At 40.8% G+C, this 24,478-nt stretch carries 22 protein-coding genes; 2 read left to right on the forward strand and 20 right to left on the reverse strand.

Going from position 1 to position 24,478, the window contains the following annotated elements; all coding sequences use genetic code 11:
• Positions 1-142: 142 nt before the first annotated feature.
• A complete protein-coding gene (locus tag DWW85_RS04240) occupies positions 143-748 on the reverse strand; it encodes a RecX family transcriptional regulator (RefSeq protein WP_117807619.1) in 606 nt (201 codons plus the stop codon).
• Positions 749-767: 19 nt separating this feature from the next.
• Positions 768-1,799, reverse strand: a complete 1,032-nt coding sequence (gene recA / locus DWW85_RS04245) for a recombinase RecA (protein ID WP_117807620.1) — start codon at positions 1,797-1,799, stop codon at positions 768-770.
• Between the two features lie 322 nt (positions 1,800-2,121).
• Between recA and DWW85_RS04250 the strand changes: the two genes are divergently transcribed.
• The gene (locus DWW85_RS04250; RefSeq protein WP_117807621.1) at positions 2,122-3,369 is read left to right on the forward strand and encodes a nucleotidyltransferase family protein; all 1,248 of its coding nucleotides are present in this window, start codon (positions 2,122-2,124) and stop codon (positions 3,367-3,369) included.
• Positions 3,370-3,376: 7 nt separating this feature from the next.
• On the opposite strand, the gene eno is transcribed toward DWW85_RS04250, so the two are convergent.
• The 8 genes from eno to gap form a co-directional block, all read right to left on the reverse strand.
• A complete protein-coding gene (gene eno, locus DWW85_RS04255; RefSeq protein ID WP_021943787.1) occupies positions 3,377-4,666 on the reverse strand; it encodes a phosphopyruvate hydratase in 1,290 nt (429 codons plus the stop codon).
• A 208-nt stretch (positions 4,667-4,874) separates the two neighbouring features.
• Positions 4,875-5,300 carry a large conductance mechanosensitive channel protein MscL gene (gene mscL / locus DWW85_RS04260; protein ID WP_021943786.1) on the reverse strand — a complete coding sequence of 142 codons (426 nt, stop codon included), beginning with the start codon at positions 5,298-5,300 and terminating at the stop codon, positions 4,875-4,877.
• Between the two features lie 18 nt (positions 5,301-5,318).
• On the reverse strand, positions 5,319-6,863 hold the full coding sequence (gene gpmI, locus DWW85_RS04265; RefSeq protein WP_117807623.1) for a 2,3-bisphosphoglycerate-independent phosphoglycerate mutase: 1,545 nt from the start codon (positions 6,861-6,863) through the stop codon (positions 5,319-5,321).
• A 17-nt stretch (positions 6,864-6,880) separates the two neighbouring features.
• Positions 6,881-7,714: an ABC transporter ATP-binding protein gene (locus DWW85_RS04270; RefSeq protein WP_117807624.1), complete on the reverse strand. Its 834-nt coding sequence runs from the start codon at positions 7,712-7,714 to the stop codon at positions 6,881-6,883.
• A gap of 10 nt (positions 7,715-7,724) precedes the next feature.
• Entirely contained in the window at positions 7,725-8,498 is a 774-nt protein-coding gene (locus DWW85_RS04275) for an ABC transporter permease (RefSeq protein ID WP_117807625.1), read from the reverse strand.
• A gap of 258 nt (positions 8,499-8,756) precedes the next feature.
• Entirely contained in the window at positions 8,757-9,509 is a 753-nt protein-coding gene (gene tpiA, locus DWW85_RS12865; protein WP_021943782.1) for a triose-phosphate isomerase, read from the reverse strand.
• A gap of 78 nt (positions 9,510-9,587) precedes the next feature.
• On the reverse strand, positions 9,588-10,799 hold the full coding sequence (locus DWW85_RS12870) for a phosphoglycerate kinase (RefSeq protein WP_117807626.1): 1,212 nt from the start codon (positions 10,797-10,799) through the stop codon (positions 9,588-9,590).
• Positions 10,800-10,945: 146 nt separating this feature from the next.
• Positions 10,946-11,983, reverse strand: a complete 1,038-nt coding sequence (gap, locus tag DWW85_RS04290) for a type I glyceraldehyde-3-phosphate dehydrogenase (RefSeq protein WP_021943780.1) — start codon at positions 11,981-11,983, stop codon at positions 10,946-10,948.
• Positions 11,984-12,397: 414 nt separating this feature from the next.
• Here gap and DWW85_RS04295 point away from each other — a divergent pair, with 414 nt between their 5' ends.
• Positions 12,398-13,213 carry a histidinol-phosphatase HisJ family protein gene (locus DWW85_RS04295; RefSeq protein WP_117807627.1) on the forward strand — a complete coding sequence of 272 codons (816 nt, stop codon included), beginning with the start codon at positions 12,398-12,400 and terminating at the stop codon, positions 13,211-13,213.
• Positions 13,214-13,403: 190 nt separating this feature from the next.
• Here the strand turns inward: DWW85_RS04295 and mnmA are convergent, their stop codons facing one another.
• The 10 genes from mnmA to DWW85_RS04345 form a co-directional block, all read right to left on the reverse strand.
• A complete protein-coding gene (gene mnmA / locus DWW85_RS04300; protein WP_117807772.1) occupies positions 13,404-14,492 on the reverse strand; it encodes a tRNA 2-thiouridine(34) synthase MnmA in 1,089 nt (362 codons plus the stop codon).
• 75 nt (positions 14,493-14,567) lie between these two features.
• Positions 14,568-15,008 carry a Fe-S cluster assembly scaffold protein NifU gene (gene nifU / locus DWW85_RS04305; protein WP_021943777.1) on the reverse strand — a complete coding sequence of 147 codons (441 nt, stop codon included), beginning with the start codon at positions 15,006-15,008 and terminating at the stop codon, positions 14,568-14,570.
• A gap of 99 nt (positions 15,009-15,107) precedes the next feature.
• On the reverse strand, positions 15,108-16,295 hold the full coding sequence (gene nifS, locus DWW85_RS04310; protein WP_117807628.1) for a cysteine desulfurase NifS: 1,188 nt from the start codon (positions 16,293-16,295) through the stop codon (positions 15,108-15,110).
• Positions 16,296-16,425: 130 nt separating this feature from the next.
• Positions 16,426-17,949, reverse strand: a complete 1,524-nt coding sequence (locus tag DWW85_RS04315) for an MATE family efflux transporter (protein WP_117807629.1) — start codon at positions 17,947-17,949, stop codon at positions 16,426-16,428.
• A 245-nt stretch (positions 17,950-18,194) separates the two neighbouring features.
• Positions 18,195-19,256 carry an electron transfer flavoprotein subunit alpha/FixB family protein gene (locus DWW85_RS04320; RefSeq protein ID WP_117807630.1) on the reverse strand — a complete coding sequence of 354 codons (1,062 nt, stop codon included), beginning with the start codon at positions 19,254-19,256 and terminating at the stop codon, positions 18,195-18,197.
• 27 nt (positions 19,257-19,283) lie between these two features.
• On the reverse strand, positions 19,284-20,069 hold the full coding sequence (locus DWW85_RS04325) for an electron transfer flavoprotein subunit beta/FixA family protein (RefSeq protein WP_008400713.1): 786 nt from the start codon (positions 20,067-20,069) through the stop codon (positions 19,284-19,286).
• Between the two features lie 16 nt (positions 20,070-20,085).
• Positions 20,086-21,252, reverse strand: a complete 1,167-nt coding sequence (locus DWW85_RS04330) for an acyl-CoA dehydrogenase (protein WP_008400712.1) — start codon at positions 21,250-21,252, stop codon at positions 20,086-20,088.
• Between the two features lie 36 nt (positions 21,253-21,288).
• Positions 21,289-22,161, reverse strand: coding sequence for a 3-hydroxyacyl-CoA dehydrogenase NAD-binding domain-containing protein (locus tag DWW85_RS04335; RefSeq protein ID WP_117807631.1), 873 nt, complete (start codon positions 22,159-22,161; stop codon positions 21,289-21,291).
• A 151-nt stretch (positions 22,162-22,312) separates the two neighbouring features.
• The gene (locus tag DWW85_RS04340) at positions 22,313-23,104 is read right to left on the reverse strand and encodes an enoyl-CoA hydratase-related protein (protein ID WP_008400710.1); all 792 of its coding nucleotides are present in this window, start codon (positions 23,102-23,104) and stop codon (positions 22,313-22,315) included.
• 49 nt (positions 23,105-23,153) lie between these two features.
• Positions 23,154-24,338, reverse strand: coding sequence for an acetyl-CoA C-acetyltransferase (locus DWW85_RS04345; protein ID WP_008400709.1), 1,185 nt, complete (start codon positions 24,336-24,338; stop codon positions 23,154-23,156).
• Positions 24,339-24,478: the final 140 nt, after the last annotated feature.

The following is a 24,478-nucleotide window of genomic DNA, read 5'->3' on the forward strand; positions in this document are numbered from 1 at the left end:
GGAGCACCTCCTTATTAAGTTTTCATTGTACACTTATACAACTATTTAAGTTTAATATTTTTTACTAATTATGTCAAGTGAAAACAAACAAAAACAACAATTTTTCGCCCTGTTTTCTGTGCAACTTTTCTTATATTACTGACTACCCCATTTCTAATATTTCCGAGATACAGGAAGCAACCAGACGATACGGATATCCCTTTCGGACAAGAAATGCTGTTACTTTTTCTCTTTTATCTGAAAGTTCCGAAACCGGACATTTTTTCCGGATCAGTTTCTCTACGATCTCTCTTTCATCCGGAAGCTGGTTTTCTTCAAATGCCTGTTCAATCCATTCATTCAATATTTTCTTGGATGACAATGCAAATGTGATCTCTCGTCTGCTTTTCCTTTGGATATGACTCCGGACATAAACTGATGCATATCTGGCATCGTCAATATACTTATATTTTTTTAGTTTATCAAGCGTCGTATCGATCACTTCTTCATCATAGCAAAGTTCCTTTAACTTCTGCCGGATGTCATATTCACATTTTTCAGAATACTTAATAGCTGTAACCGCCTTGTTCATCGCACGTTTAAAGAAATATTCTGACCGGAACTGCTGCATTTTCTCTGCATCAGTTTCTGATCCGACCGTCAGCTTCAATCTTCGTATATCAGATGCATATAACGGACCAAACGCCTCATAATCCAGATACAGACAGCTTCTCTTATCATCAATCTTCTTAATATCTGTTACAAGCATATATACAGGCACCCTCTACTTATTCTGTTTCTGTTCCCTCTGCATCCTCAGTTTCAACTAAGCCAAGCTTCTCACGGATCTTCTCATCGATCTCAGCACAGATAGCCGGATTCTCTGCAAGAAATGCCTTTGCATTCTCACGTCCCTGTCCGATCTTATCTCCCATATATGCATACCATGCACCGGACTTATCTACAATATCATTTGCTACTGCCAGATCCAGGATATCTCCTTCACGGGAAATACCTTTACCAAACATAATATCAAATTCAGCCTCTTTGAACGGAGGTGCAACCTTGTTCTTCACAACCTTTACTCTGGTACGGTTACCAACGATCTCTCCACCCATCTTCAGAGTATCAATTCTTCTGACATCCATACGAACAGATGCATAGAACTTCAATGCACGTCCACCGGTTGTTACTTCCGGATTACCAAATACAACACCAACTTTCTCACGAAGCTGATTGATGAATATTACAACACAATTTGTTTTGCTTACGACTGCCGTCAGCTTACGAAGTGCCTGTGACATCAGTCTTGCATGAAGTCCCATATGAGAATCTCCCATCTCACCATCGATCTCTGCCTTTGGAACAAGGGCTGCAACCGAATCGACAATGATCACATCTACTGCACCGGAGCGCACCATTGTCTCTGTGATCTCAAGTGCCTGTTCACCGCAATCCGGTTGTGAGATATAGAGGTCATCAATATTGACACCGATATTCTTCGCATATACAGGATCCAATGCATGTTCTGCATCAATAAAGCCAGCAATACCGCCACGTTTCTGTATCTCTGCAACAATATGTAATGCAACTGTTGTCTTACCACTGGACTCAGGTCCGAATACTTCTATAATTCTTCCTCTCGGAACTCCACCAAGTCCAAGTGCAATATCAAGGCTTAATGATCCTGTTGGTATTACTTCTATATTCATATTGGCTGAAGAATCTCCTAACTTCATAACAGATCCTTTACCATACTGCTTCTCAATCTGTGCTAACGCTGCATCCAGCGCTTTCTTCTTATCATCATCTTTAATCATCTTTCAAACTACCTCCATAAACAAATGTTCGATTCCTGTTATTATACTACTCAACTTTTATCGAAATGTCAATCCTTAATCTATGATCTTACGGATATTTTTCATTTCTGTATTTCTAACAGTCTTTTTCTACCTTTCTATACCATACTACCTGTTATGCGTAAAATATCGTACATCATTTTCAAAAACGCAATAAAAAAGTGCATCAAAACCGTAGGGACAAAGCCCTATCTTCATGCACATCCCAATTATATCATACTTTACAGAAGAAAAAATATAAAATATAATTTAGAAAATATATTTTATTTCAGGAGGAATTTTTATGCTGACTGCAGGTATCATTACAGAATATAATCCATTTCACAATGGACATCGCTACCAGATCGAACAGACCCATTCCGAACTTGACTGTTCCCATATTATTTCTGTTATGAGCGGTAATTTTCTTCAAAGAGGACTTCCTGCTGTCTGCAACAAGTTTATGCGTGCCGAAATGGCTGTTGCCTCCGGAGTCGATGCGGTATTTGAGCTTCCGGTTGTCTATGCAACAGCAAGCGCAAGGGATTTTGCTTATGCGGGTGTCGACCTTCTGAACAAACTGAACACTGTAGATTATCTGATTTTTGGTGCGGAATGCGATGATCTGGCTCTTCTGGAATCTGTAGCTGAAATTCTGATCGATGAACCAGCCTCATTTTCTGCATGTCTGAAAAAAAATCTGTCGGAAGGAATGTCCTATCCGTCAGCACGGGCAGATGCCATAAAAAGCTGTTGTCCTGCCGGTGCTGATCTTCTGAAGGAACCAAACAACATCCTTGCAGTCGAATACCTGTCAGCTCTGAAGAAAACACATTCCTCTATAAAACCATATGTTATAAAAAGAATCTCTACAGGATATAACAGTAATGATATCACCGGATCAATCTGCTCTGCTTCTGCGATCCGCCATTTATTACAGGAAACCTGTCCAACCCATATCACAGAATCGGATGCATTATTTAAAACCTTTTACCAGGTTCTTCCAACCGCCTCTGCCGACCTGTTAAAGACAGACTATCTGCATACCTATCCGATTTTTGAAGATCACTTAACATCTATTCTGCAGTACTGTCTGATCATGCAGAACGATGCTCCTGACACGGTTGATATGACAGACGAGCTGTATAATAAACTGAAAAAAACAAATCTTCTGCAGTCATATGCTGCAATTGCTGAATCCTTAAAATCCAAAGATCTTACTCAGACAAGGATCAACCGTGCATTGCTGCATTTTATTCTGGACATCCGGAAGAATACTATGTCCATGTATAAAGAAAGCGGTTGGAATCACTATGGACATATTCTTGCGTTGAACCGATCCGGATCCGATGTGATTCGTCAGATTAAGAGAAACAGTGACCTTCCTGTCTTTACAAAGCCGGCAGATGGCATCCGTTTCCTTTCCGATACCGGCCGTTTACTATTTGAACAGGATATCAAAGCAACGCGCTTATATAACACTGCTGTCTATGCCGCCTATAAAACAGAATTACCGGACGATTTTACCGCCCGGCTTCCTGTTCGTTCTTAATTGGTGATCATTCCATTCCGTATATGGAATTTTTGCCAAGCTCCTCTTCAATCCGGAGAAGCTGGTTGTATTTCGCTGTACGTTCGCTTCTGGCTGGTGCTCCGGTCTTGATCTGTCCGCAATTCATAGCCACAGCCAGATCCGCAATAAATGTATCCTCTGTTTCCCCAGACCGATGGGAAATCACCGACGAATATCCGGCTTTATGAGCCGTTTCCACAGCATCCATTGCCTCTGTCAGAGTTCCGATCTGGTTCACCTTTACCAGGATTGAATTTGCAATTCCATCTTCAATTCCGTTTTTCAGTCGTTTTTTATTTGTAACAAAGAGATCATCTCCAACTAACTGGATACGATTTCCAAGCCGGTAGGTCAGAACCTTCCAGCCATTCATATCATTCTCATCCAGTCCGTCTTCGATCGAATAAATCGGATATCTTGTCACCAGATCCTCATAGAACTGGACCATCTCCTCTGAATTTCTCCGGATTTCCTTTCCGGTCATCCGGGATTCTCCCGGAAAGATATATCGGTCAGAAGCTACATCATATAATTCCGATGCTGCCGCATCCATTGCGATCTGTACATCGACTCCCGGATTATACCCGGCCTTTGCGATTGCTTCTACTAACAGATCCAGTACTTCATATGTGGTTGCAAGATTCGGTGCAAATCCACCTTCATCTCCAACTCCTGTGCTCAAATTTCTGACATTCAATTCAATCTTCAGCGTATGATAAATCTCACAGGCGATCTCCATTGCCTCCTTAAAGGATTCTGCCCCTACCGGAGCAATCATAAACTCCTGAAAATCAACAGTATTATCCGCATGCTTTCCACCATTTAATATATTCATCATCGGAACCGGAAGACGCTTTGCATTCACTCCACCAAGATACCGGTAAAGCGGCATTCCAAGTGCCAGCGAAGCCGCCTTGGCACAGGCAAGGGATACACTCAGCATGGCATTTGCACCATATCGTGTCTTATTCTCAGTTCCATCTGCCTCGATCATAATACGGTCAATATCAATCTGTCTTGTTACATCCATTCCGATCAGTTTATCTGCAATTCTGTTATTTACATTATTGCAGGCTCCGTAAACCCCCTGTCCCATGTAACGTTTTTCTTCATCCCGAAGCTCATGCGCTTCGTATTGTCCGGTGGATGCACCGGACGGAACCATTGCCCTACCCTTGCATCCACATGCCAGCGTAACATCGGTCTCAACTGTAGGATTTCCTCTGGAATCAAGTATTTCTCTCGCTTTAATTTCAATAATTTCCAATCTGTTCATGTGATTCTCCATTCTGCCTTTCTATCCGTACAATTATTGGCAAATTTTATTCTTTTATAGTATTCACACTTTTTTCCAAAGTATTCATCTTATAAAAAATACCTGCCGGATAAAGCATCTGTAACTATGCTTCTCCGGCAGGTATTTTTTATTTGTTTTTATATTGTTACTCCGTTCTGTGTCCATATAACACAGAATATCATTCTTTTTATTCTTCTGCTTTTACAGTTGGCTCTACGTCAGATGTACAATACATACATTTTGTAGCCTTAACATCAATGTCACCATAACAATATGGACATTTTCTTGTTAAAGGTGCCGCAACTTCCTCTTTCTTTCCAAGAGATAACAGCTTTTTAATTCCTTTCATCAGAAGGAAAATGATAAATGCCATGATGATGAAGTTGATCACTGCTGTAATGAACGAGCCATAATCAATATATTGGTCTCCCAGCAAATGAATCTTGCCCTGTACTTCGGCACCACCGATACATCCAATGAGTGGATTGATAAAACAGTCTGTCAGTGAAGTTACCAGTCCTGAAAAAGCACCACCGATGATAACACCGATCGCCATATCCAGAACATTTCCCTTTAATGCAAATTCTTTAAACTCCTGAAAAAATTTCTTCATTTGTCTGTCCTTCTTTCATTATTTCTTGATAAGAAGTGATTTACCTGTCATTTCCTTAGGCTGTGGAAGTTCCATGATTTCAAGAAGTGTTGGAGCGATATCTGCAAGACATCCACCTTCTCTTAAACCATAGCGCTCATCATAATTTACAAGTACGAATGGTACCGGATTTGTTGTGTGGGCTGTATGTGGTTCACCAGTTTCATAATTGATCATCTGCTCAGCATTACCGTGGTCTGCACAGATAAATAATACACCATCTGCCTTCTTAACTGCCTCAACTGCCTTTCCTACGCAGGCATCAACAGTCTCAACTGCCTTGATCGCTGCAGGGATCACGCCTGTATGACCTACCATATCAGGATTTGCAAAGTTAATAATGATCACATCGTATTTATCAGAACCGATAGCATCTACCAGCTTCTCACATACTTCCGGAGCACTCATTTCAGGCTGGAGATCATATGTTGCAACCGCAGGGGACTTAACAAGGATTCTGTCTTCGTTCTTATTTGGTTCTTCTACGCCTCCATTAAAGAAGAACGTAACATGTGCATACTTCTCTGTCTCTGCAATACGAACCTGTGTCTTACCATTCGCTGCAAGGTACTCACCAAATGTATTGTCGATTTCTTCTTTCTTGAATGCAACGATCTTGTTTGGTATAGACTCATCATAATCTTTGAAGCATACATATACCAATGGAAATCTTCCGTCTGGTCTGTTGAATCCGTCAAAATCGTCACAGCAGAATGCTCTGGTGATCTCTCTTGCTCTGTCTGGTCTGAAGTTAAAGAAAATAACGGAATCATTTGGCTTTACAAGTGATACCGGCTTACCATTCTCTGTAATAACGGTAGGAAGGATAAACTCATCATATACTTCCTTGTCATAAGATGCCTGTACTGCAGCAACAGGATCTTCTGCCTGTACACCCTCACCTGTTACAAGTGACTTATATGCAAGTTCAACACGATCCCATCTGTTATCACGATCCATAGCATAATAACGACCGGAAAGGGATGCAACCTTACCTACACCAATCTTCTTCATCTCTGCGATCAGTTCCTCTAAGAAGCCCTTTCCTGATGCTGGAGCTGTATCTCTGCCATCGAAGAATGGATGAACATATACATTTTCAAAATTATGTTTCTTACATAACTCAAGAATTGCATACAGATGTGTATTATGGCTGTGTACACCACCACTGGATAATAGTCCCCATACATGAAGATCGGAATTGTTCTTCTTACAGTTCTCGATTGCTTCTAACATCTCTGCATTCTCAAAGAAATCGCCATCCTGAATGGACTTTGTAATTCTTGTTAATTCCTGATATATAATTCTTCCTGCACCGATATTCATATGACCAACTTCTGAGTTACCCATCTGTCCGTCCGGAAGTCCAACTGCAAGACCGGAAGCAGCACCCTTTACATAAGGATATTCAGCCTTAAGCTGATCCATAACAGGTGTATTTGCCAGTGCGATTGCATTGCCTTCTGTCTTGTCACTAATTCCATAACCATCAAGTACCATTAAAACTACAGGTTTTTTACTCATTATTTTTCTCCTTTTAATTATTTTTCTTTCTTATCAGCAGCCTTTTCCTCATCTGCCTTTTTTTCAGAAGCCTTTTTTCCAGCATCTGCTTTTTTCTTCTTTGGCTTAGCAGGAATCGCGATCATTTTCGTATATTCCTCTGATATTGTATCAATATCGCCAATGGATTTCAATGTTCCATGATCCAGGATCATTGCTTTATTACAGATCCGTCGTACCTGTTCCAGAGAATGCGAAACAAATAATACTGTTGTTCCGCCTTCCATAAGCTGCATGATCTTCGCTTCACTCTTCTTCTTAAATCTGGCATCACCCACGGATAATACTTCATCCAGAATCAGAATATCCGGATTTGCAATCGTTGCAATTGAAAATCCCAATTTTGATTTCATACCAGATGAATAATTCTTGATTGGGACATCAATAAAACGACCAAGCTCCGAAAACTCAACGATTTCATCATACTTTTCTTCCAGATAACTCTTGGAATATCCAAGCACTGTACCATACAAAAAAATATTTTCCTTTCCAGTATACTGTGCGTCAAAGCCTGCTCCTAATTCCAGCAACGGAACAACCTTTCCATGCTTGATCACATGTCCTTCTGTTGGCTTATATACACCGGAAATAACCTTTAAAAGGGTACTCTTTCCTGCACCATTTAAGCCGAGGATTCCCAGCCTGTCACCCTTGTCCAATGAAAAGCTGACATGCTTTAATGACCAGAATTCATCATAACTGATCTGTCGTTTTATTGATTTAATTATATACTCTTTAATATTGTCAACCTTTTCACTGCTCAGGTTGAACTTCATGCTTACATCATCAACGATCAATGCTTCCTTGCCCATGTCTGTCTCCTTAAATATGAAGAATAAATTCGTCCTGTTTCTTATAGAATGTATACGTTCCGATCAAGATAGCAAAAACAGAGAAAACGAACGCATATAACATATAATTCCAGTTTAACGGATCACCCAGAAAACATGCTCTAAAATTATGGATGACGCAATATAACGGATTATATTTTAACAGCCAGCTAAATCCACTCTTTAATAATCTCTGTGGATAATAGAAAATCGCACATGTATACATAATGATCATCAATACAACATCCCACAAATATTCCATATCACGGAAGAATACCGTAACCGTCGCAAGTACCATGCCTACTCCAAATGTGATCATCAGAAGCAGAATAAGCGGAAGGATAACCAGTAATAATGACCAGGTTGGCTTCACATGACAAAACACCATCAATGGGATCATAACAATCAGCGAAATCAAAAATATAATATAGTTAAATAATACGGAAGACATCGGATACAGATACTTCGGAACATATACTTTCTTGATCATACCTGCATTTGACCGTATCGATTTTGCACAGGCTTTTGTTCCACTGCTGAAAAATGAATATAACAGACGACCGCTCAAAATATAAACCGGGAAGGTTTTATTGCTGTTATCAAATAACGTTCCAAATACGATCGTCAATACGATCGTTGTCAAAATAGGCTCCAGCAAAGACCATAAGATTCCAAGATATGAACGCCTGTACTTTAACTTAATACCTTTTTTTACCAGTTCCTCAAGCAGATATCTTCTGCTCCAGAATGTCTTTAAATATTCCATAGTCAATTCCTTTTCTGCGTATTTGTTCAAAAATCGTTTGAATTATATCACAGTTATACATAATCGTCAACGAAGTATACTTTTCGTAAATGTACAAAAAAATCCCACAAATCTATTCATTTCGTATGAATAATAGAATAACAAAAATACCGCGGAAACCGGACAGTCATATTATTGACCACCCGATCCCTCACGGTATCTTCTTTACCAGATCATTTTCCTGATTTTACAGATTCAATATGAAATCCGGCATTAAAATTACTTATTGTAGTTTACGATCTTTCCAAAGTCAGCCTTCAGTGAAGCACCACCTACAAGTCCACCATCAATGTCAGGCTTTGCAAGAAGCTCTGCTGCATTACCAGCGTTCATAGATCCACCATACTGGATTCTTACAGCTTCTGCTGTGTCTGTATCATATACTTCAGCGATGCAGTCACGGATTGCCTTACATACTTCCTGTGCCTGATCGGATGTAGCAGTCTTGCCTGTTCCGATAGCCCAGATTGGCTCATAGGCAATTACCATGTTCTTAACCTGATCTGCTGTGATATCTTTCAGATCACTCTTGATCTGAAGACGGATGAAGTCAAGTGTGATACCCATTTCTCTCTGCTCTAATGACTCACCACAGCAAAGGATAGGTGTAAGACCTGCTTCAAATGCCTTCTTAACTTTCTTATTTAAGAGACAGTCACACTCTTTGAAGTAGTCACGACGCTCTGAATGTCCGATGATGACATACTTAACACCGGCGTCAACTAACATTTCTGCTGATATCTCACCTGTGTATGCACCCTTTTCTTCGAAGTACATGTTCTCAGCACCAACTTCTACATTTGTGCCTTTAACAGCTTCTACTACAGGTACAATATCAATTGCAGGTACGCAGTATACAACATCTACGTCATCATTTGCAACTAATGGCTTTAACTCTTCACATAATTTTACAGCCTGGCTTGGAGTCATGTTCATCTTCCAGTTACCAGCGATGATTTTCTTTCTTGACATGTCTTTTATCTCCTTGAAAATATTATTTTCATTATCTGTATATTCTTCCATCCGAGTCAGATGGAACATGTACATAATTTATTTGTCGTTTGCAGCAGCAACACCTGGAAGTTCCTTACCCTCTAAGAATTCAAGGGAAGCTCCACCACCTGTTGAGATGTGGCTCATCTTAGAACCATATCCTAACTGGTTAACAGCAGCAGCAGAATCACCACCACCGATGATAGTTGTAGCATCTGTCTCAGCAAGAGCAGCAGCTACAGCCTTTGTACCAGCAGCAAGTGTAGGATTCTCGAATACACCCATAGGTCCATTCCATACAACTGTCTTAGCTGTCTTAACAGCATCTGCATATAATTCGATTGTCTTAGGTCCGATATCACAGCCCTCTTTGTCTGCTGACATCTTGTCTGCATCAAAGATCTCTGTTTCAACCGGAGCATCGATTGGATTAGGGAAATCGTCGATCATAACGGAATCAACCGGAAGTAATAACTTCTTACCAAGTTTCTCAGCCTTTTCCATCATTTCCTTACAGTAGTCGATCTTAGACTCGTCAACTAATGACTTACCGATCTCATATCCCTTTGCCTTTAAGAATGTATACGCCATACCACCACCGATGATCAGTGTATCGCACTTCTCAAGTAAGTTAGAGATAACATTTAACTTGTCTGCAACTTTTGCTCCACCAAGGATAGCTACGAATGGTCTTACCGGGTTCTCTACTGCATTTCCAAGGAAGTCGATCTCCTTCTGCATTAAGTATCCAACAACCGCTGTATCAACAAGACCTGCAACACCTACATTTGAGCAGTGAGCTCTGTGAGCTGTACCAAATGCATCATTTACAAATACATCACAGATAGAAGCAAGATCCTTAGAGAATGCTTCACCGTTCTTTGTCTCTTCCGGTCTGAAACGTGTGTTCTCAAGTAAGATAACTTCGCCATCTTTCATAGCTGCTACAGCTTCTCTTACCTTTGGTCCAACAACTTCAGGCTCAGCAACAAACTTAACTTCCTGTCCAAGAAGCTCTGAAAGTCTTACCGCAACCGGTGCAAGAGTCTTTGTCTTCTTATCTTCTTCTGTCTTAACCTTGCCAAGGTGTGAGCAAAGAATAACCTTTCCACCATCAGCAATTAATTTCTTGATTGTAGGAAGTGCTGCTACAAGACGGTTCTCGTCTGTGATCTTACCTTCCTTTAATGGTACATTAAAGTCACATCTGCAAAGGACACGCTGTCCCTTTACATTAATATCATCTACTGATTTTTTGTTTAATGACATTACTATTAAACCTCCTGATTTTTATACTTTTATCTTCATATTTGTTACAGAACGCAAATACATCTCTGTAAAAGAAATATAGGGCCCGGTCCATGAAGACCGGACCCCTTGTAAGGTCAAATTAATTACTACAATTTGTCAGTCAATTATGCTAACTCTGCGAAGTACTTAATTGTTCTAACCATCTGGCTTGTGTATGAGTTCTCATTATCATACCATGATACAACCTGAACCTCATATAAGTCATCAGCGATCTTTGATACCATTGTCTGAGTTGAATCAAATAATGAACCATATCTCATACCGATTACATCTGATGAAACGATAGGATCTGTGTTGTAACCGAATGACTCTGATGCAGCAGCCTTCATTGCAGCGTTGATTCCATCAACTGTTACGTCAGCACCCTTAACAACTGCTGTAAGGATTGTTGTTGAACCTGTTGGAACTGGAACTCTCTGAGCTGATCCGATTAACTTACCATTTAACTCTGGGATAACAAGACCGATAGCCTTAGCAGCACCTGTTGAGTTAGGAACGATATTAGCAGCACCTGCTCTTGCTCTTCTTAAGTCGCCCTTTCTGTGTGGTCCGTCAAGAATCATCTGATCGCCTGTGTAAGCGTGGATTGTTGACATGATACCTGACTGGATTGGAGCATAATCATTAAGAGCTTTAGCCATTGGTGCAAGACAGTTTGTTGTACATGAAGCAGCTGAGATAATCTGATCCTCTGCTGTTAATGTATCCTGGTTAACTGAGAATACGATAGTCTTAAGATCATTTCCTGCTGGAGCTGAGATAACAACCTTCTTAGCACCTGCATTGATATGAGCCATTGACTTTTCCTTTGAGCAGTAGAAACCAGTACACTCAAGAACTACGTCAACACCAATCTTACCCCAAGGAAGATTGTTTGCATCTGCTTCCTTGTAGATTGTAAGTGTCTTACCATCAACTGTGATTGTGTTAGCCTCATCATCAGCTGAAACTGTATGAAGGTTCTCACCAATCTTACCACAGTAACCACCCTGTGCTGTATCGTACTTGAGAAGATCTGCAAGCATTGAAGGCTTTGTTAAATCGTTGATTGCAACAACTTCATATCCTTCTGCTCCGAACATCTGTCTGAATGCGAGACGACCAATACGTCCAAAACCATTGATTGCTACTTTTACTGCCATTTTTTATTCCTCCTAAGTTTTGAATAATAAAAGTATTTATAATATACTGCAAAGCGCAGTAATTAATCGTGCTATTCACACAACAAAATCATACCTAATTTGTGTGTAAATTTCAAGTCTTTCTCAAAAAAAAATTGTCCAATTCACGCAAAAATAAACAAACACTATATTGCAAAATGTACAAAGAATCAACTTTTTATGATATTTTCATATTTATTTCAACCATTTAACCCTTTTTTCGAAATATTTCACACATGATTCTTGTGTTGCCGATATATACTTCTTTTGTAAGATTTTTTCTTATCTTCTGTTCGTATTCACTATTTTTCAGTTCCTGCAGGTGTGTTTTGTTTCCTGACGTGCTATAATAATATCAATTTCACAACGTTAACATCCAACAGGAGGTTTTTACATATGAAGCTTTGCGATCATCATTTACATTCCGAATTTTCCGATGATTCTAAAACAAAACTTACAGATATTGCTGAACAGGCACTGTACCTCGGCATGTCTGAGATCTGTATTACAGATCATCATGATATTGATTATCCAAAAGACGAGGAAGGTCATACCTTTCTGTTAGATACAAGCCGGTATATTTCTGCTGTAAGAAAGTTGCAGGAACAGTACAAGGATAAACTTACAATCCGCCTCGGTGTCGAACTCGGTCTGATGTCTCATATCGCAGACAAGATCATTGCTTACACAGATAAATATCATGATTTTGACTTTATTATAGGTTCTTCTCATCTTGTATATGGCAAGGATCCCTACTATCCCGCTTACTATGAAGGACGTTCGGAAAAAGAAGCACTGCTGGAATATTTTGAATCCATTCTTGCAAATGTACAGACCTTTGATAATTATTCCATATACGGTCATCTGGACTATGCCGTCCGTTATTGCCCATCCGGCGAAGCAGCCTTCCGCTTTTCTGATTATGGAGATGTCTTTGAAGCAATTCTGAAAACGATTATCGAACATGGGAAGGGCATCGAGATCAATACCGGAAGTCTGTATAAGAACATGACCTATGCACATCCGCATCCTGAAATCCTGAAGCTATACAAAGAACTTGGCGGTGAGATCATCACCATCGGAAGTGATGCCCATGTTCCAAAATACATTGGCTATGATTTTGAAACCTATGCCAGAGATATCCTGACCGAAACCGGCTTTCAATATTACTGTACCTATAATCATATGAAGCCTGTTTTTCATAAATTATAAAAATGAGGTTTATATGACAAAAATGACACCGTTGTAGATTTTACTACATAGAATCACACTGTTCTGTCACATATTCACTATTATGCAGCAAGCCTCGTTCGAGGCCGGTACTTAGCAAGCTGCTATATGGCAGAACCATTAACGATTCTTTAAACAATAAAATCCACAACAGTGTCATTTTTTATAATCCCTATCGTATAATCTCTTTTATTGTACCGCCTCCGACGATATAGTCATTTTCGTAAAAAACAACCGCCTGTCCTTTGGTGGCTGCCCGAACCGGTTCGTCAAATACAACACGAACCCTGTCATCATCCAACATATAAATTCTGCATGGCACACCCTTATGTGCATACCGGATCTTTCCGATCACCTGCATACCATCTTTCGGATGCTCGACAGACATAAAGTTCGTTTTATCTGCAATCAGCTCTTTTGAAAATGTATCTGCATTTTCTCCGATCACCACTTCATTTGTCTCCGGTATAATATCCACAACAAATACCGGGTGTCCCATCGCAAGTCCAAGTCCCTTCCGTTGTCCGATCGTATAATGAATTATACCTTTATGTGTACCAAGGACTTTTCCATTCATATCTACAAAATTTCCCGGTACTGCCTTTAAGCCCTCTTCCCGTTCCAGATATCCGGCATAATCACCATCCAGTACAAAACAGATATCCTGACTGTCCGGTTTATTTGCTACCTGGATACCGATATCTGCGGCAATCTGCCGGATCTGTGTCTTATTATATTCTCCAACCGGCATCAACGTCTTTGATAACTGATCCTGTGTCAGATTATAAAGTGCATAGGTCTGATCCTTCTCGATTCCTTTTGCCACGCGTAAGGTATATCTGCCATTTGGAAGCTGTTCCACTCTTGCATAGTGTCCGGTAGCAATGTAGTCTCCACCGATACTTAACGACCTCCTTAACAGCGACTCCCATTTTACATACCGATTACATGCGATACATGGATTCGGAGTTCTTCCGTTCCGGTACTCATCTACAAAATAGTCAATGACGTATTTTCGGAAATCTTCTTTAAAGTTCATTACATAATAAGGAATCTCAAGCTGTGCAGCTACTCTTCTCGCATCATCTACCGCCGACAAGCCACAGCAACCGCCATGCTCACTGATCTGATCTGCATCCTCATCCTGCCAGATCTGCATGGTCACACCGATCACGTTATATCCCTGTTCTTTTAAAAGATATGCGGCTACAGAAGAATCCACGCCTCCTGACATACCGACACATACTGTCTTTTTATCCATCTTATCTTCCTTCCAGCAATTTCTGCTTGCAGTATAGAACCGGATTTCTCCGGCTGTCAAGTATCCAAATACTGTTTAATCTTCCAGTTCTCTCACCATCCGGTCTTCAATATCCTGTACCGGCCTTACAAGTCCCTGAATCTTGATTCCATGCTTTTCTGCATAGTCCCACAAAGCTGCATGCAGTGTTTCTTCTGCAAGCAAAGAACAATGTTCTTTTTCCGGCGGAAGTCCATCCAATGCTTCCATAACCGCTTTATTTGTAAGCTTCATTGCCTCGGCAACTGTTTTTCCTTTAATCATCTCCGTTGCCATGGAACTGGATGCTACTGCAGCTCCACATCCATAGGTCTTAAATTTGCAGTCTATGATCACCTGCTCCTCATTAATTTTCAGATACAACCGCATCATATCCCCGCATTTAGCATTTCCAACCGTACCGACACCGGAGGCATCCTCAATCTCGCCGACATTTCTTGGATTCTGGAAATGATCGATCACTTTATCACTGTACATATCATTCTCCTTCACATTTTGGGAGTTTTATCTCACACATTTCACAATTGCATTCTAATATTCACTCCGACCGAATCTGATCTTTCATTTTTAACAATCTTACTGTATATGATTTTTCTTGACATAATCCTCATATAATGGTGACATATTACGTAGATTTGTAATGATCCGTTTCAGATTATCGACAACCGTATCCATTTCTTCTTTCGTATTCTCATATCCAATGGTTAGTCTCAGTGAACCATGTGCGATCTCATGCGGAAGTCCGATCGCAAGCAGCACATGAGAAGGATCAACCGAACCCGATGTGCAGGCAGAGCCGCTGGATGCACAGATACCCGCCATATCAAGCATGATCAGAATGGATTCTCCCTCCACGAACTGAAAGCTGATATTGACATTATTTGGCAGTCGTTTCTTTGAATGTCCATTCAGTCTGGTATACGGGATCTCCTTCAATATCCGTTCGATCAGATAATCTCTGAGCTCCGTCTCCTTTTTCATCCGTTCTTCCATTTCTGCCATTGCGATCTCACACGCTTTTGCAATACCTACGATTCCCGGTACATTTTCTGTACCGGCTCTGCGTCCTCGCTCCTGCTGGCCACCATGAATAAAGCTCTTTAACTTTAAACCTTTTTTGATATATAAAAAACCAATTCCCTTTGGCCCGTTAAACTTATGTCCGCTCGCACTTAACATATCAATGTTCATTTCATCTACGTGAATCGGGATCTGTCCAAATGCCTGAACTGCATCCGTATGAAACAAAATACCGTGTCTGTGTGCGATCTCTCCAATCTCTTTTATTGGTTCAATCGTTCCAATCTCATTATTTGCAAACATGATCGAGATCAAAAAAGTATCCGGCCGGATGGCCGCCTCAAGTGTATTCAGATCAACCAATCCATTTTCATCTACATCCAGATAAGTTACATCATACCCTCTATTCTGCAGATACTTGCAGGTATGCAGGATAGCATGATGCTCGATTTTTGTTGTAATGATATGTCCCCCATGTACTCCATAGGCTTCTGCCGTACATTTTAATGCCCAGTTATCAGACTCAGAACCACCGGCTGTAAAATAAATCTCTTCCGACTTTGCACCAAGTGCTCCGGCTATCGTCTCTCTTGCCTCTGTCAGTTTATTTTTATTATTTGCCGCAAATCCATAAACACTGGATGGATTTCCGAATTTATCGGTAAAATATGGCAGCATTTCTTTTAAAACGTCCGGATGAACTGCCGTCGTTGCTGCATGATCGAGATAGATCAAATCACTCATTTCATTTCCTTCTTTCTGATTCTTTATGTACCATAGCTATATCCCGAACCGTCGTTTTCTATTGATCCTTTATGAAACATTCTGCTATTTTATAGAATATGCCATTTTATGACAAATGTTCTGCTTATTCCTATACTGTTTTCACAGAATTCTTTAAAGGATCGATAATTTTCTTTTTTGTCTGTAACGCCATAGCGATCGAAAGAATAACACTGACAACCTCCGCAATCGGGAAGGACAACCATACCAGTTCCAGATTCTGGGTTAATTTTGCAAATGCATAAGCAACCGGAAGCAGAACGATCAACTGTCTGGCAAGGGATACGATCAGACTGTACACACCTTTACCAAGTGCCTGGAACATACCGGAGCATACAATACAGATTCCTGCAAACAGGAATGAAATACTCATCGTACGAAGTGCCGGAATACCAATCGCCATCATATCCTCCTGTGCATCAAATACCTTAAGAATCAGGTCCGGAATCACCTGCATCGCAGTCAGACATAACAGCATGAAACAGATTGCAGCCATCATTGTATATTTAACAGCTTTGAGCATTCGATCCGGCTGTTTTGCTCCGTAATTATATGATACTATCGGGATCATACCATTATTTAGACCAAAAACCGGCATAAATGCCATGCTCTGTACTTTATAGAAAATACCAAACACTGAAACTGCGATCGGCGTAAATGTAAATAGAATACGGTTAAATCCATATGTCATTACCGAGCCTACCGCAACCATCGCAATAGAAGGAACTGCAATGGAAAGAATCCTTCCGATCACATCACCTTCCGGACGGAAGCCTTTCAATGATAACTGGATATCCGGATTCTTTTTCAGATTATAATAGATTGCAAGTAATGCCGCAATACACTGTCCGATAACCGTTGCTATTGCCGCACCTGCAGCACCCATTGCCGGAAGTCCAAAATATCCAAAGATCATAATCGGATCAAGTATAATATTGATAATAGCTCCAAGTGCCTGTGTCTTCATTGTGTAAAGCGTCCGACCTGTCGACTGTAACATACGTTCAAATGTCATCTGTGCAAAGATACCAAAGGAACAGATACAACAGATACGTCCATAATCTACTCCATAATCAATGATCTTTGCAACATCCGTCTGACTCTTCATAAATGCTTCGATACCAAATAAACCGATCAATAAGAAAATTGCAAATCCAATAAGTTCCAGAAAGATTCCCTGCTTGGCTACATCATTTGCTTTTTTCTGATTTTTTTCACCAAGGGATTTGGAGATCAATGCATTAAAACCGACACCGAGACCGGAGGTCACCCCGATCATAAGATTCTGTAACGGAAATATCGTCGATACTGCCGTCAGTGCATCCTGATCAAAATGCGATACAAATACACTGTCGACTACATTATAAAGTGCCTGTACCAACATTGAAATTACCATTGGAAGTGATACTGAAATCAATAGCTTCCCCATTGGCATGGTTCCCATCTTATTTTCTCCGGCAGTATTTTCTGTTCTGCTTTCTTCACACGCATCTGTCATTTTTACATTCTTACTGTCGTCTGTCAATTTTGTGTTGTCAGCTTCTGTTTTTAACAGCTGCTCTTCCTGGCTTAGTTCTTCTCGTTTCAATTCTTCCTGTTTTTCATACTTACTCATTTGTCTCTTCAACCTTATTCTTCTTTTATCTAACTGTCATTTGTCTTTTTCACAACAGTATTTATCATACAGCATTGTTTTTATTGTTTCAACAGAAAAATATGTAATAGGGCACACCCTTTTGTGCGTGAAAGAACATTCTCATGTTCTTTCATGCCCCATCTCGCCTGTCGGCTCATTTACACACAAACTGCCGGGTATAAAACCCGGCAGTTCGAAATGTTCATTTTCAATTATAAACTGAATTACTTGTTAGCAAGCTCAGCCTTGATTGCTTCTGTAAGAGCAGGAACGATCTTGTTCAGATCTCCAACAACACCATAATCAGCTACATCAAAGATAGGAGCATCCTCATCCTTGTTGATAGCGATGATGATATCTGACTCTTCCATACCGGCTACATGCTGGATCGCACCTGAAATACCAATTGCGAAGTATACCTGTGGACGAACTGTCTTACCAGTCTGACCAACCTGAAGCTCCTTTGGCTTCCAGCCTGAATCTACAACTGCACGTGAGCATGATACCTGTCCGCCAAGTACTTCTGCAAGATCATCAAGAAGCTTGAAGTTCTCTGCTGAACCAACACCACGACCACCTGAAACAAGGATCTTAGCGTCCATGATATCTTTGATATCTGAAACAGCCTTTGAGATTTCAAGGATCTCAACATACTTGTTGTTTGGAGTAAATCCAGGATTGTACTCGATCACTTCTGCCTTCTTGCCAGCTACTCTGTCAAGCTTCTGCATAACGCCCGGACGTACTGTTGCCATCTGAGGACGATTATCAGGACATGCGATTGTAGCGATTGTGTTACCACCGAATGCAGGACGTGTCATAAGAAGCTGATTGTGCTTCTGCTCCTGATTTGGAAGTGCAACAAGAGGGAAATCACCGATTTCAAGTAATGTACAGTCTGCTGTAAGACCTGTAGCTACTCTTGCTGATACTGTAGGACCAAGATCACGACCAATAGCCGTAGCACCAACTAAAACGATCTCTGGCTTGTACTCATTGATAACTGAAGCAAGTGCATGTGCATATGGCTCAGTTCTGTATTCTTTTAATTCTGGATCATCAACAACGATAACTCTGTCTGCACCGTACTCTGCAAGTTCGTCTACAAGACCCTTTACGTCGGAACCGATCAGGACTGCTGTAACCTTTTCATCAAGCTTATCTGCAAGTCTCTTTCCTTCACCGATCAATTCAAATGAAATACCACTTAACTTATTATCTACCTGCTGTGCAAAGACAAATACGCCTTTGTAGTTCTTCATATCTTCTGCGTTCATTGCGCCCATTTTATTCACCACTTTTCCTTTACTATATTAGATTACATGCTTATCTTTTAACTTGCCAACAATATAGCTAACTGCTTCATCTGGAGAATCAGGTACAACCTTCTCGCCTGCACCCTTTCTTACCTTATCGGAAGCCTTTGCAATCTTTGTTGGTGAACCTTTCAGACCAAGGTTTGAATCATCAACATCTACAAGGTCTGCTCTGCCAAGTGTTGTGATCTCTGCATTAACTGCATCGAAGATTCCACCTGGAGTCATGTATCTAGGCTCATTTAACTCTGAAAGTGCTGTTACAAGGCAAGGCATCTTAGCCTTTAACATATGATATCCATCATCATACTGACGCTTAACGATTACGGAATCTCCATCAACCTTGATCTCCTGTGCATATGAAATAACTGGAATTCCAAGATGTTCAGCGATCTGTGGTCCAACCTGAGCTGTATCTCCATCAATAGCCTGACGACCTGTAATAATAAGATCATAATCAAGCTTTCTGAGTGCTCCAGCGATTGTTGTTGATGTAGCCCATGTATCAGCTCCACCAAGAACACGATCTGTTACAAGAACGCCCTTGTCAGCGCCCATAGCAATTGCTTCCTGAAGAACATCTGCAGCCTTTGGAAGACCCATTGTAAGAACTGTAACTTCTGCTCCATACTGATCCTTTAATCTAAGTGCAGCTTCAAGACCTGCCTTATCATCAGGGTTCATGATTGTAAGCATTGCTCCTCTGTTTAATGTACCATCTGGGTTAAACTGAACGCCACCCTTTGTATCAGGTACCTGCTTTATACAAACTATAACCTTCACGTTAAGTACCTCCTAATTATTTTAATAAGTTTGCAGAAATAACCATACGCTGAACTTCTGAGGTTCCTTCGTAGATTTCTGTAATCTTAGCATCACGCATCATACGTTCTACATCATACTCTTTGATATAACCATAACCACCGTGTAACTGTACACACTTTGTTGTTACTTCCATAGCTACTTCTGCAGCATACAGCTTAGCCATAGCAGCTTCTACAGAGTATGAAGTCTTGTGATCAGCCTGGTACTGTTCTTTCTTCTTAGCTGCCTTGTATACCAGTAACTTAGCTGCTTCAACCTTTGTTGCAAGATCAGCAAGTACAAACTGAGTATTCTGGAACTGAGCGATTGAACGACCAAACTGCTTTCTTTCCTTAACATAGTCGATTGTGATATCAAGAGCACCCTCAGCAATACCAAGAGCCTGAGCTGCGATACCAATACGACCACCATCAAGTGTATGCATTGCAATACCAAATCCCTTGCCCTTCTGTCCGAGAAGTGCATCCTTAGGAATACGACAATCTGTGAAGATAAGTTCATATGTGGATGAACCACAGATACCCATCTTGTTTTCTTTTGTTCCGAATGTAAATCCCGGAGTGCCTTTTTCTACGATAAATGCTGAAATCTCTTTCTGCTTTCTACCACGTTTTTCAATTGTACCTGTAACTGCAATGATAATATATACATCTGCTTCTTTACCATTTGTAATGAAACACTTAGATCCGTTAAGAACCCACTCATCACCATCAAGAACAGCCTTTGTCTGCTGACCCTGTGCATCTGTACCAGCACCCGGCTCTGTAAGACCAAATGCGCCAAGCTTTCTACCGGAAGCAAGATCTGGGAGGTACTTAGCTTTCTGATCTGGTGTACCGTATGTCTGGATTGGATCTACACACAGAGATGTATGTGCGGAAACAATAACACCAGTAGTACCACAAACCTTTGAAAGTTCCTCAACACACATAACATATGTTAAAGGATCACAACCCTGTCCACCATCTTCCTTAGAAACAGGTATTCCTAAGAAACCATACTTTGCCATCTTCTCTACTGTCTCTCTAGGGAATCTGTGATTTTCATCAATTTCCTGAGCAAGAGGCTTTACTTCATTCTGTGCAAATTCTCTGAATAAGTTCTGCGCCATTTCATACTTCTTGTCTAAAGCGAAATCCATTCTATTTCTTCCTCCATAAATATATTTATCAGTCAATTACTGAGCATCAACTGGTGTCTTTGTGCGATCAGCATTGTATACATAGAATCCCTTACCACTCTTAACACCAAGGTTGCCGCCACGTACCATCTTACGAAGTAATGGACATGCACGATACTTGCTGTCGCCTGTCTCGTTATAGAGTACATCCATAATAGCAAGACAGATATCAAGGCCAACGAAATCACCTAATTCAAGAGGTCCCATTGGATGATTTGCACCAAGTTTCATAGCTGAATCGATACCAGCGATATCTGACACACCTTCCATCTTGATAAATGCAGCTTCATTGATCATTGGGATCAGGATTCTGTTTACAACAAATCCGGCAGCTTCATTTACCTGTACAGGTGTCTTACCGATCTCTTCTGAGATCTTAACGATCTTATCAACAGTCTCTGTCGGTGTGTTAACACCTGCGATAACTTCGATAAGCTTCATTCTGTCAGCTGGATTGAAGAAGTGCATACCGATCATAGGACGGGTAAGACCATTTCCAATCTCAGTGATGGAAAGTGAAGATGTATTTGATGCAAATACACACTCTGGCTTGCAGATCTTGTCAAGCTCAGAAAATGTTGTCTTCTTAACTTCCATATTCTCGAAAGCAGCCTCTACGATAAGGTCGCAATCTGCGCATAAGTCTTCCTTAAGACCTGGAGTGATGCTGGCAAGAATACCATCAACCTTCTCCTGTGTCATCTTTCCTTTTTCAACAAGTCTGGCATAACCTTTAGCGATCTTGTCCTTACCGCCTTCAGCCCATTCCTGCTTAATGTCGCAAAGTGCTACTTCATATCCATCAACCTGAGCGAATGCCTTAGCAATTCCCTGACCCATGGTTCCTGCACCAATAACGCCAACTTTCATTTTAATATCCTCCTAAAAATTATTTTTAAGCAAACATGAGAAATTCATATACGTTTCGTTTGACATGCTCACTTTGGTATATCAAACATTTAGGATGGTTGATTTTGATTTCAAAATAACCACCCTAAACGTCAATATCAAGATTGTTGATTTATTTATTCTGGAAAGGAACAACCTTTAATTTCTTTTCCTTATCTTTCTCAAGGAAGTTGCCCATTCCTGCCTTCTGATCCTCTGTCTCGAAGCAATCGCCGAATAATTTCTCTTCTACAACGATTGCCTGATCCATATCAACCTGTAATCCATCATTGATTGCTTTCTTACAGTTACGAACTGCAATCGGAGCATTTGCTGCGATGATAGAAGCCATCTTCTTAGCTGCCGGTAATAACTCCTCTAATGGATATACAGCATTTACAAGACCGATTCTGTATGCTTCATCAGCTTTGATATTTCTTGCTGTGTAGATCAGCTGCTTTGCCATTCCTGCACCTACAAGACGGGCAAGTCTCTGGGTTCCACCAAATCCAGGTGTGATTCCAAGGCCAACTTCAGGCTGACCAAATACTGCGTTCTCAGAACAGATTCTGATATCACAGCTCATGGAGATCTCACATCCACCACCAAGTGCAAATCCATTTACGGCTGCGATTACAGGGATTGGGAATGTCTCGATCATTCGGAATACGTCATTACCCTTTTTACCGAAAGCTTCGCCTTCAGCCTTTGTAAGTGTTGACATCTCTCCGATATCTGCACCTGCTACAAATGATTTCTCTCCTGCACCGGTAAGTACAAGACATCTTGTTGTATTCAGGTCAACAGCTTTGAATGTTGCATCCAGTTCTTCAAGAACTGTGCTGTTTAATGCGTTTAATGCCTTTGGACGATTAATAGTGATAACACCAACAAATCCGTCCTGTTCATATGTTACAAATTCCATCGTTTATCTCCTTATATAGAAATGTAATATGGTTTTTCAGCCGACCGGATTAGTCTTCGATCTTAACAACTGTTGAGCAGCCCATACCACCGCCGATACAAAGTGTAGCAAGACCTGTCTTAGCACCCTTTGCCTGCATCTCATGAAGAAGTGTAACAAGGATACGGCATCCTGAAGCTCCTACTGGATGTCCAAGTGCGATTGCACCACCATTTGGGTTAACCTGCTTGTCAACATCAAATCCAAGATCCTTAGCTACTGCAACTGACTGAGCTGCAAATGCTTCGTTTGCTTCGATGATATCGAAATCTTCGATCTTAAGACCTGTCTTAGCCATTACCTTCTTTGTTGAAGCAACTGGTCCGATACCCATGATAGATGGATCAACACCACCAAGAGCACCTGCTACCCATGTAGCCATTGGCTTAACACCAAGTTCTTTAGCCTTTTCTTCGCTCATAACAACGATAGCTGCTGCACCATCATTGATACCTGAAGCATTACCTGCTGTTACGAAACCATTTGGATTGATAGTTCTGAGTCTTGAAAGTGTCTCAACTGTTGTACCAGGTCTTGGTCCCTCATCCTTCTTGAACTCAACCATCTCTTTTTTCTTCTTAACCATAACTGGAACAATCTCTGCGTCAAATGCACCTGACTCCTGAGCTGCTACAGCCTTCTGCTGGCTCTTTGCTGCAAACTCATCAAGTTCTTCACGAGTAAGTCCCCACTGCTCACAGATGTTATCAGCAGTCTTGATCATATGGTAATCATTGAATGCATCCCAAAGAGCATCATGTACCATTGTATCTACAAGTTTACCATCATTCATTCTGTATCCGAAACGTCCCTGCATTACAGCATATGGAGCCATTGACATGTTTTCCATACCACCTGCTACAACGATATCAGCATCTCCTGCTTCGATCATCTGAGCAGCCATATTTACACAGTTCAGACCTGAACCACAAACAACGTTAACTGTAACAGCAGTTGTCTCAATTGGAAGACCAGCTTTGATTGATGCCTGACGTGCAACATTCTGTCCAAGACCTGCCTGGATTACACAACCCATATATACATGATCTACCTGATCTGCAGGAACTCCTGCTCTGTTTAAAGCTTCCTTGATAACGATTGAACCAAGTACTGGAGCTGGTGTTGTACTTAATGATCCGCCCATAGTACCGATAGCTGTACGGCATGCGCCTGCTAATACAATTTTCTTTGCCATAATAATGAAATCCTCCGTATTTTTTTATAATGTAAGTGTTATATCATGGTACATTCATGCTGTAAATGGCACAATAATGACCATTATTGACATAACAGCACACTTTCTGGCTACATTCTAGCACAAAAGAAAGTACCACG

The organism is Clostridium sp. AF17-21AC, from assembly GCF_003461365.1.
GTDB classification, from domain to species: domain Bacteria; phylum Bacillota; class Clostridia; order Lachnospirales; family Lachnospiraceae; genus Coprococcus; species Coprococcus ammoniilyticus.

Excerpts from the sequence above, each read along its gene's own strand:
- DWW85_RS04240 (WP_117807619.1), bottom strand. The coding sequence starts at position 748 with ATGCTTGTAACAGATATTAAGAAGATTGATGATAAGAGAAGCTGTCTG.
- recA (WP_117807620.1), bottom strand. The coding sequence starts at position 1,799 with ATGATTAAAGATGATGATAAGAAGAAAGCGCTGGATGCAGCGTTAGCA.
- DWW85_RS04250 (WP_117807621.1), top strand. The coding sequence starts at position 2,122 with ATGCTGACTGCAGGTATCATTACAGAATATAATCCATTTCACAATGGA.
- eno (WP_021943787.1), bottom strand. The coding sequence starts at position 4,666 with ATGAACAGATTGGAAATTATTGAAATTAAAGCGAGAGAAATACTTGAT.
- mscL (WP_021943786.1), bottom strand. The coding sequence starts at position 5,300 with ATGAAGAAATTTTTTCAGGAGTTTAAAGAATTTGCATTAAAGGGAAAT.
- gpmI (WP_117807623.1), bottom strand. The coding sequence starts at position 6,863 with ATGAGTAAAAAACCTGTAGTTTTAATGGTACTTGATGGTTATGGAATT.
- DWW85_RS04270 (WP_117807624.1), bottom strand. The coding sequence starts at position 7,714 with ATGGGCAAGGAAGCATTGATCGTTGATGATGTAAGCATGAAGTTCAAC.
- DWW85_RS04275 (WP_117807625.1), bottom strand. The coding sequence starts at position 8,498 with ATGGAATATTTAAAGACATTCTGGAGCAGAAGATATCTGCTTGAGGAA.
- tpiA (WP_021943782.1), bottom strand. The coding sequence starts at position 9,509 with ATGTCAAGAAAGAAAATCATCGCTGGTAACTGGAAGATGAACATGACT.
- DWW85_RS12870 (WP_117807626.1), bottom strand. The coding sequence starts at position 10,799 with ATGTCATTAAACAAAAAATCAGTAGATGATATTAATGTAAAGGGACAG.
- gap (WP_021943780.1), bottom strand. The coding sequence starts at position 11,983 with ATGGCAGTAAAAGTAGCAATCAATGGTTTTGGACGTATTGGTCGTCTC.
- DWW85_RS04295 (WP_117807627.1), top strand. The coding sequence starts at position 12,398 with ATGAAGCTTTGCGATCATCATTTACATTCCGAATTTTCCGATGATTCT.
- mnmA (WP_117807772.1), bottom strand. The coding sequence starts at position 14,492 with ATGGATAAAAAGACAGTATGTGTCGGTATGTCAGGAGGCGTGGATTCT.
- nifU (WP_021943777.1), bottom strand. The coding sequence starts at position 15,008 with ATGTACAGTGATAAAGTGATCGATCATTTCCAGAATCCAAGAAATGTC.
- nifS (WP_117807628.1), bottom strand. The coding sequence starts at position 16,295 with ATGAGTGATTTGATCTATCTCGATCATGCAGCAACGACGGCAGTTCAT.
- DWW85_RS04315 (WP_117807629.1), bottom strand. The coding sequence starts at position 17,949 with ATGAGTAAGTATGAAAAACAGGAAGAATTGAAACGAGAAGAACTAAGC.
- DWW85_RS04320 (WP_117807630.1), bottom strand. The coding sequence starts at position 19,256 with ATGGGCGCAATGAACGCAGAAGATATGAAGAACTACAAAGGCGTATTT.
- DWW85_RS04330 (WP_008400712.1), bottom strand. The coding sequence starts at position 21,252 with ATGGATTTCGCTTTAGACAAGAAGTATGAAATGGCGCAGAACTTATTC.
- DWW85_RS04335 (WP_117807631.1), bottom strand. The coding sequence starts at position 22,161 with ATGAAAGTTGGCGTTATTGGTGCAGGAACCATGGGTCAGGGAATTGCT.
- DWW85_RS04340 (WP_008400710.1), bottom strand. The coding sequence starts at position 23,104 with ATGGAATTTGTAACATATGAACAGGACGGATTTGTTGGTGTTATCACT.
- DWW85_RS04345 (WP_008400709.1), bottom strand. The coding sequence starts at position 24,338 with ATGGCAAAGAAAATTGTATTAGCAGGCGCATGCCGTACAGCTATCGGT.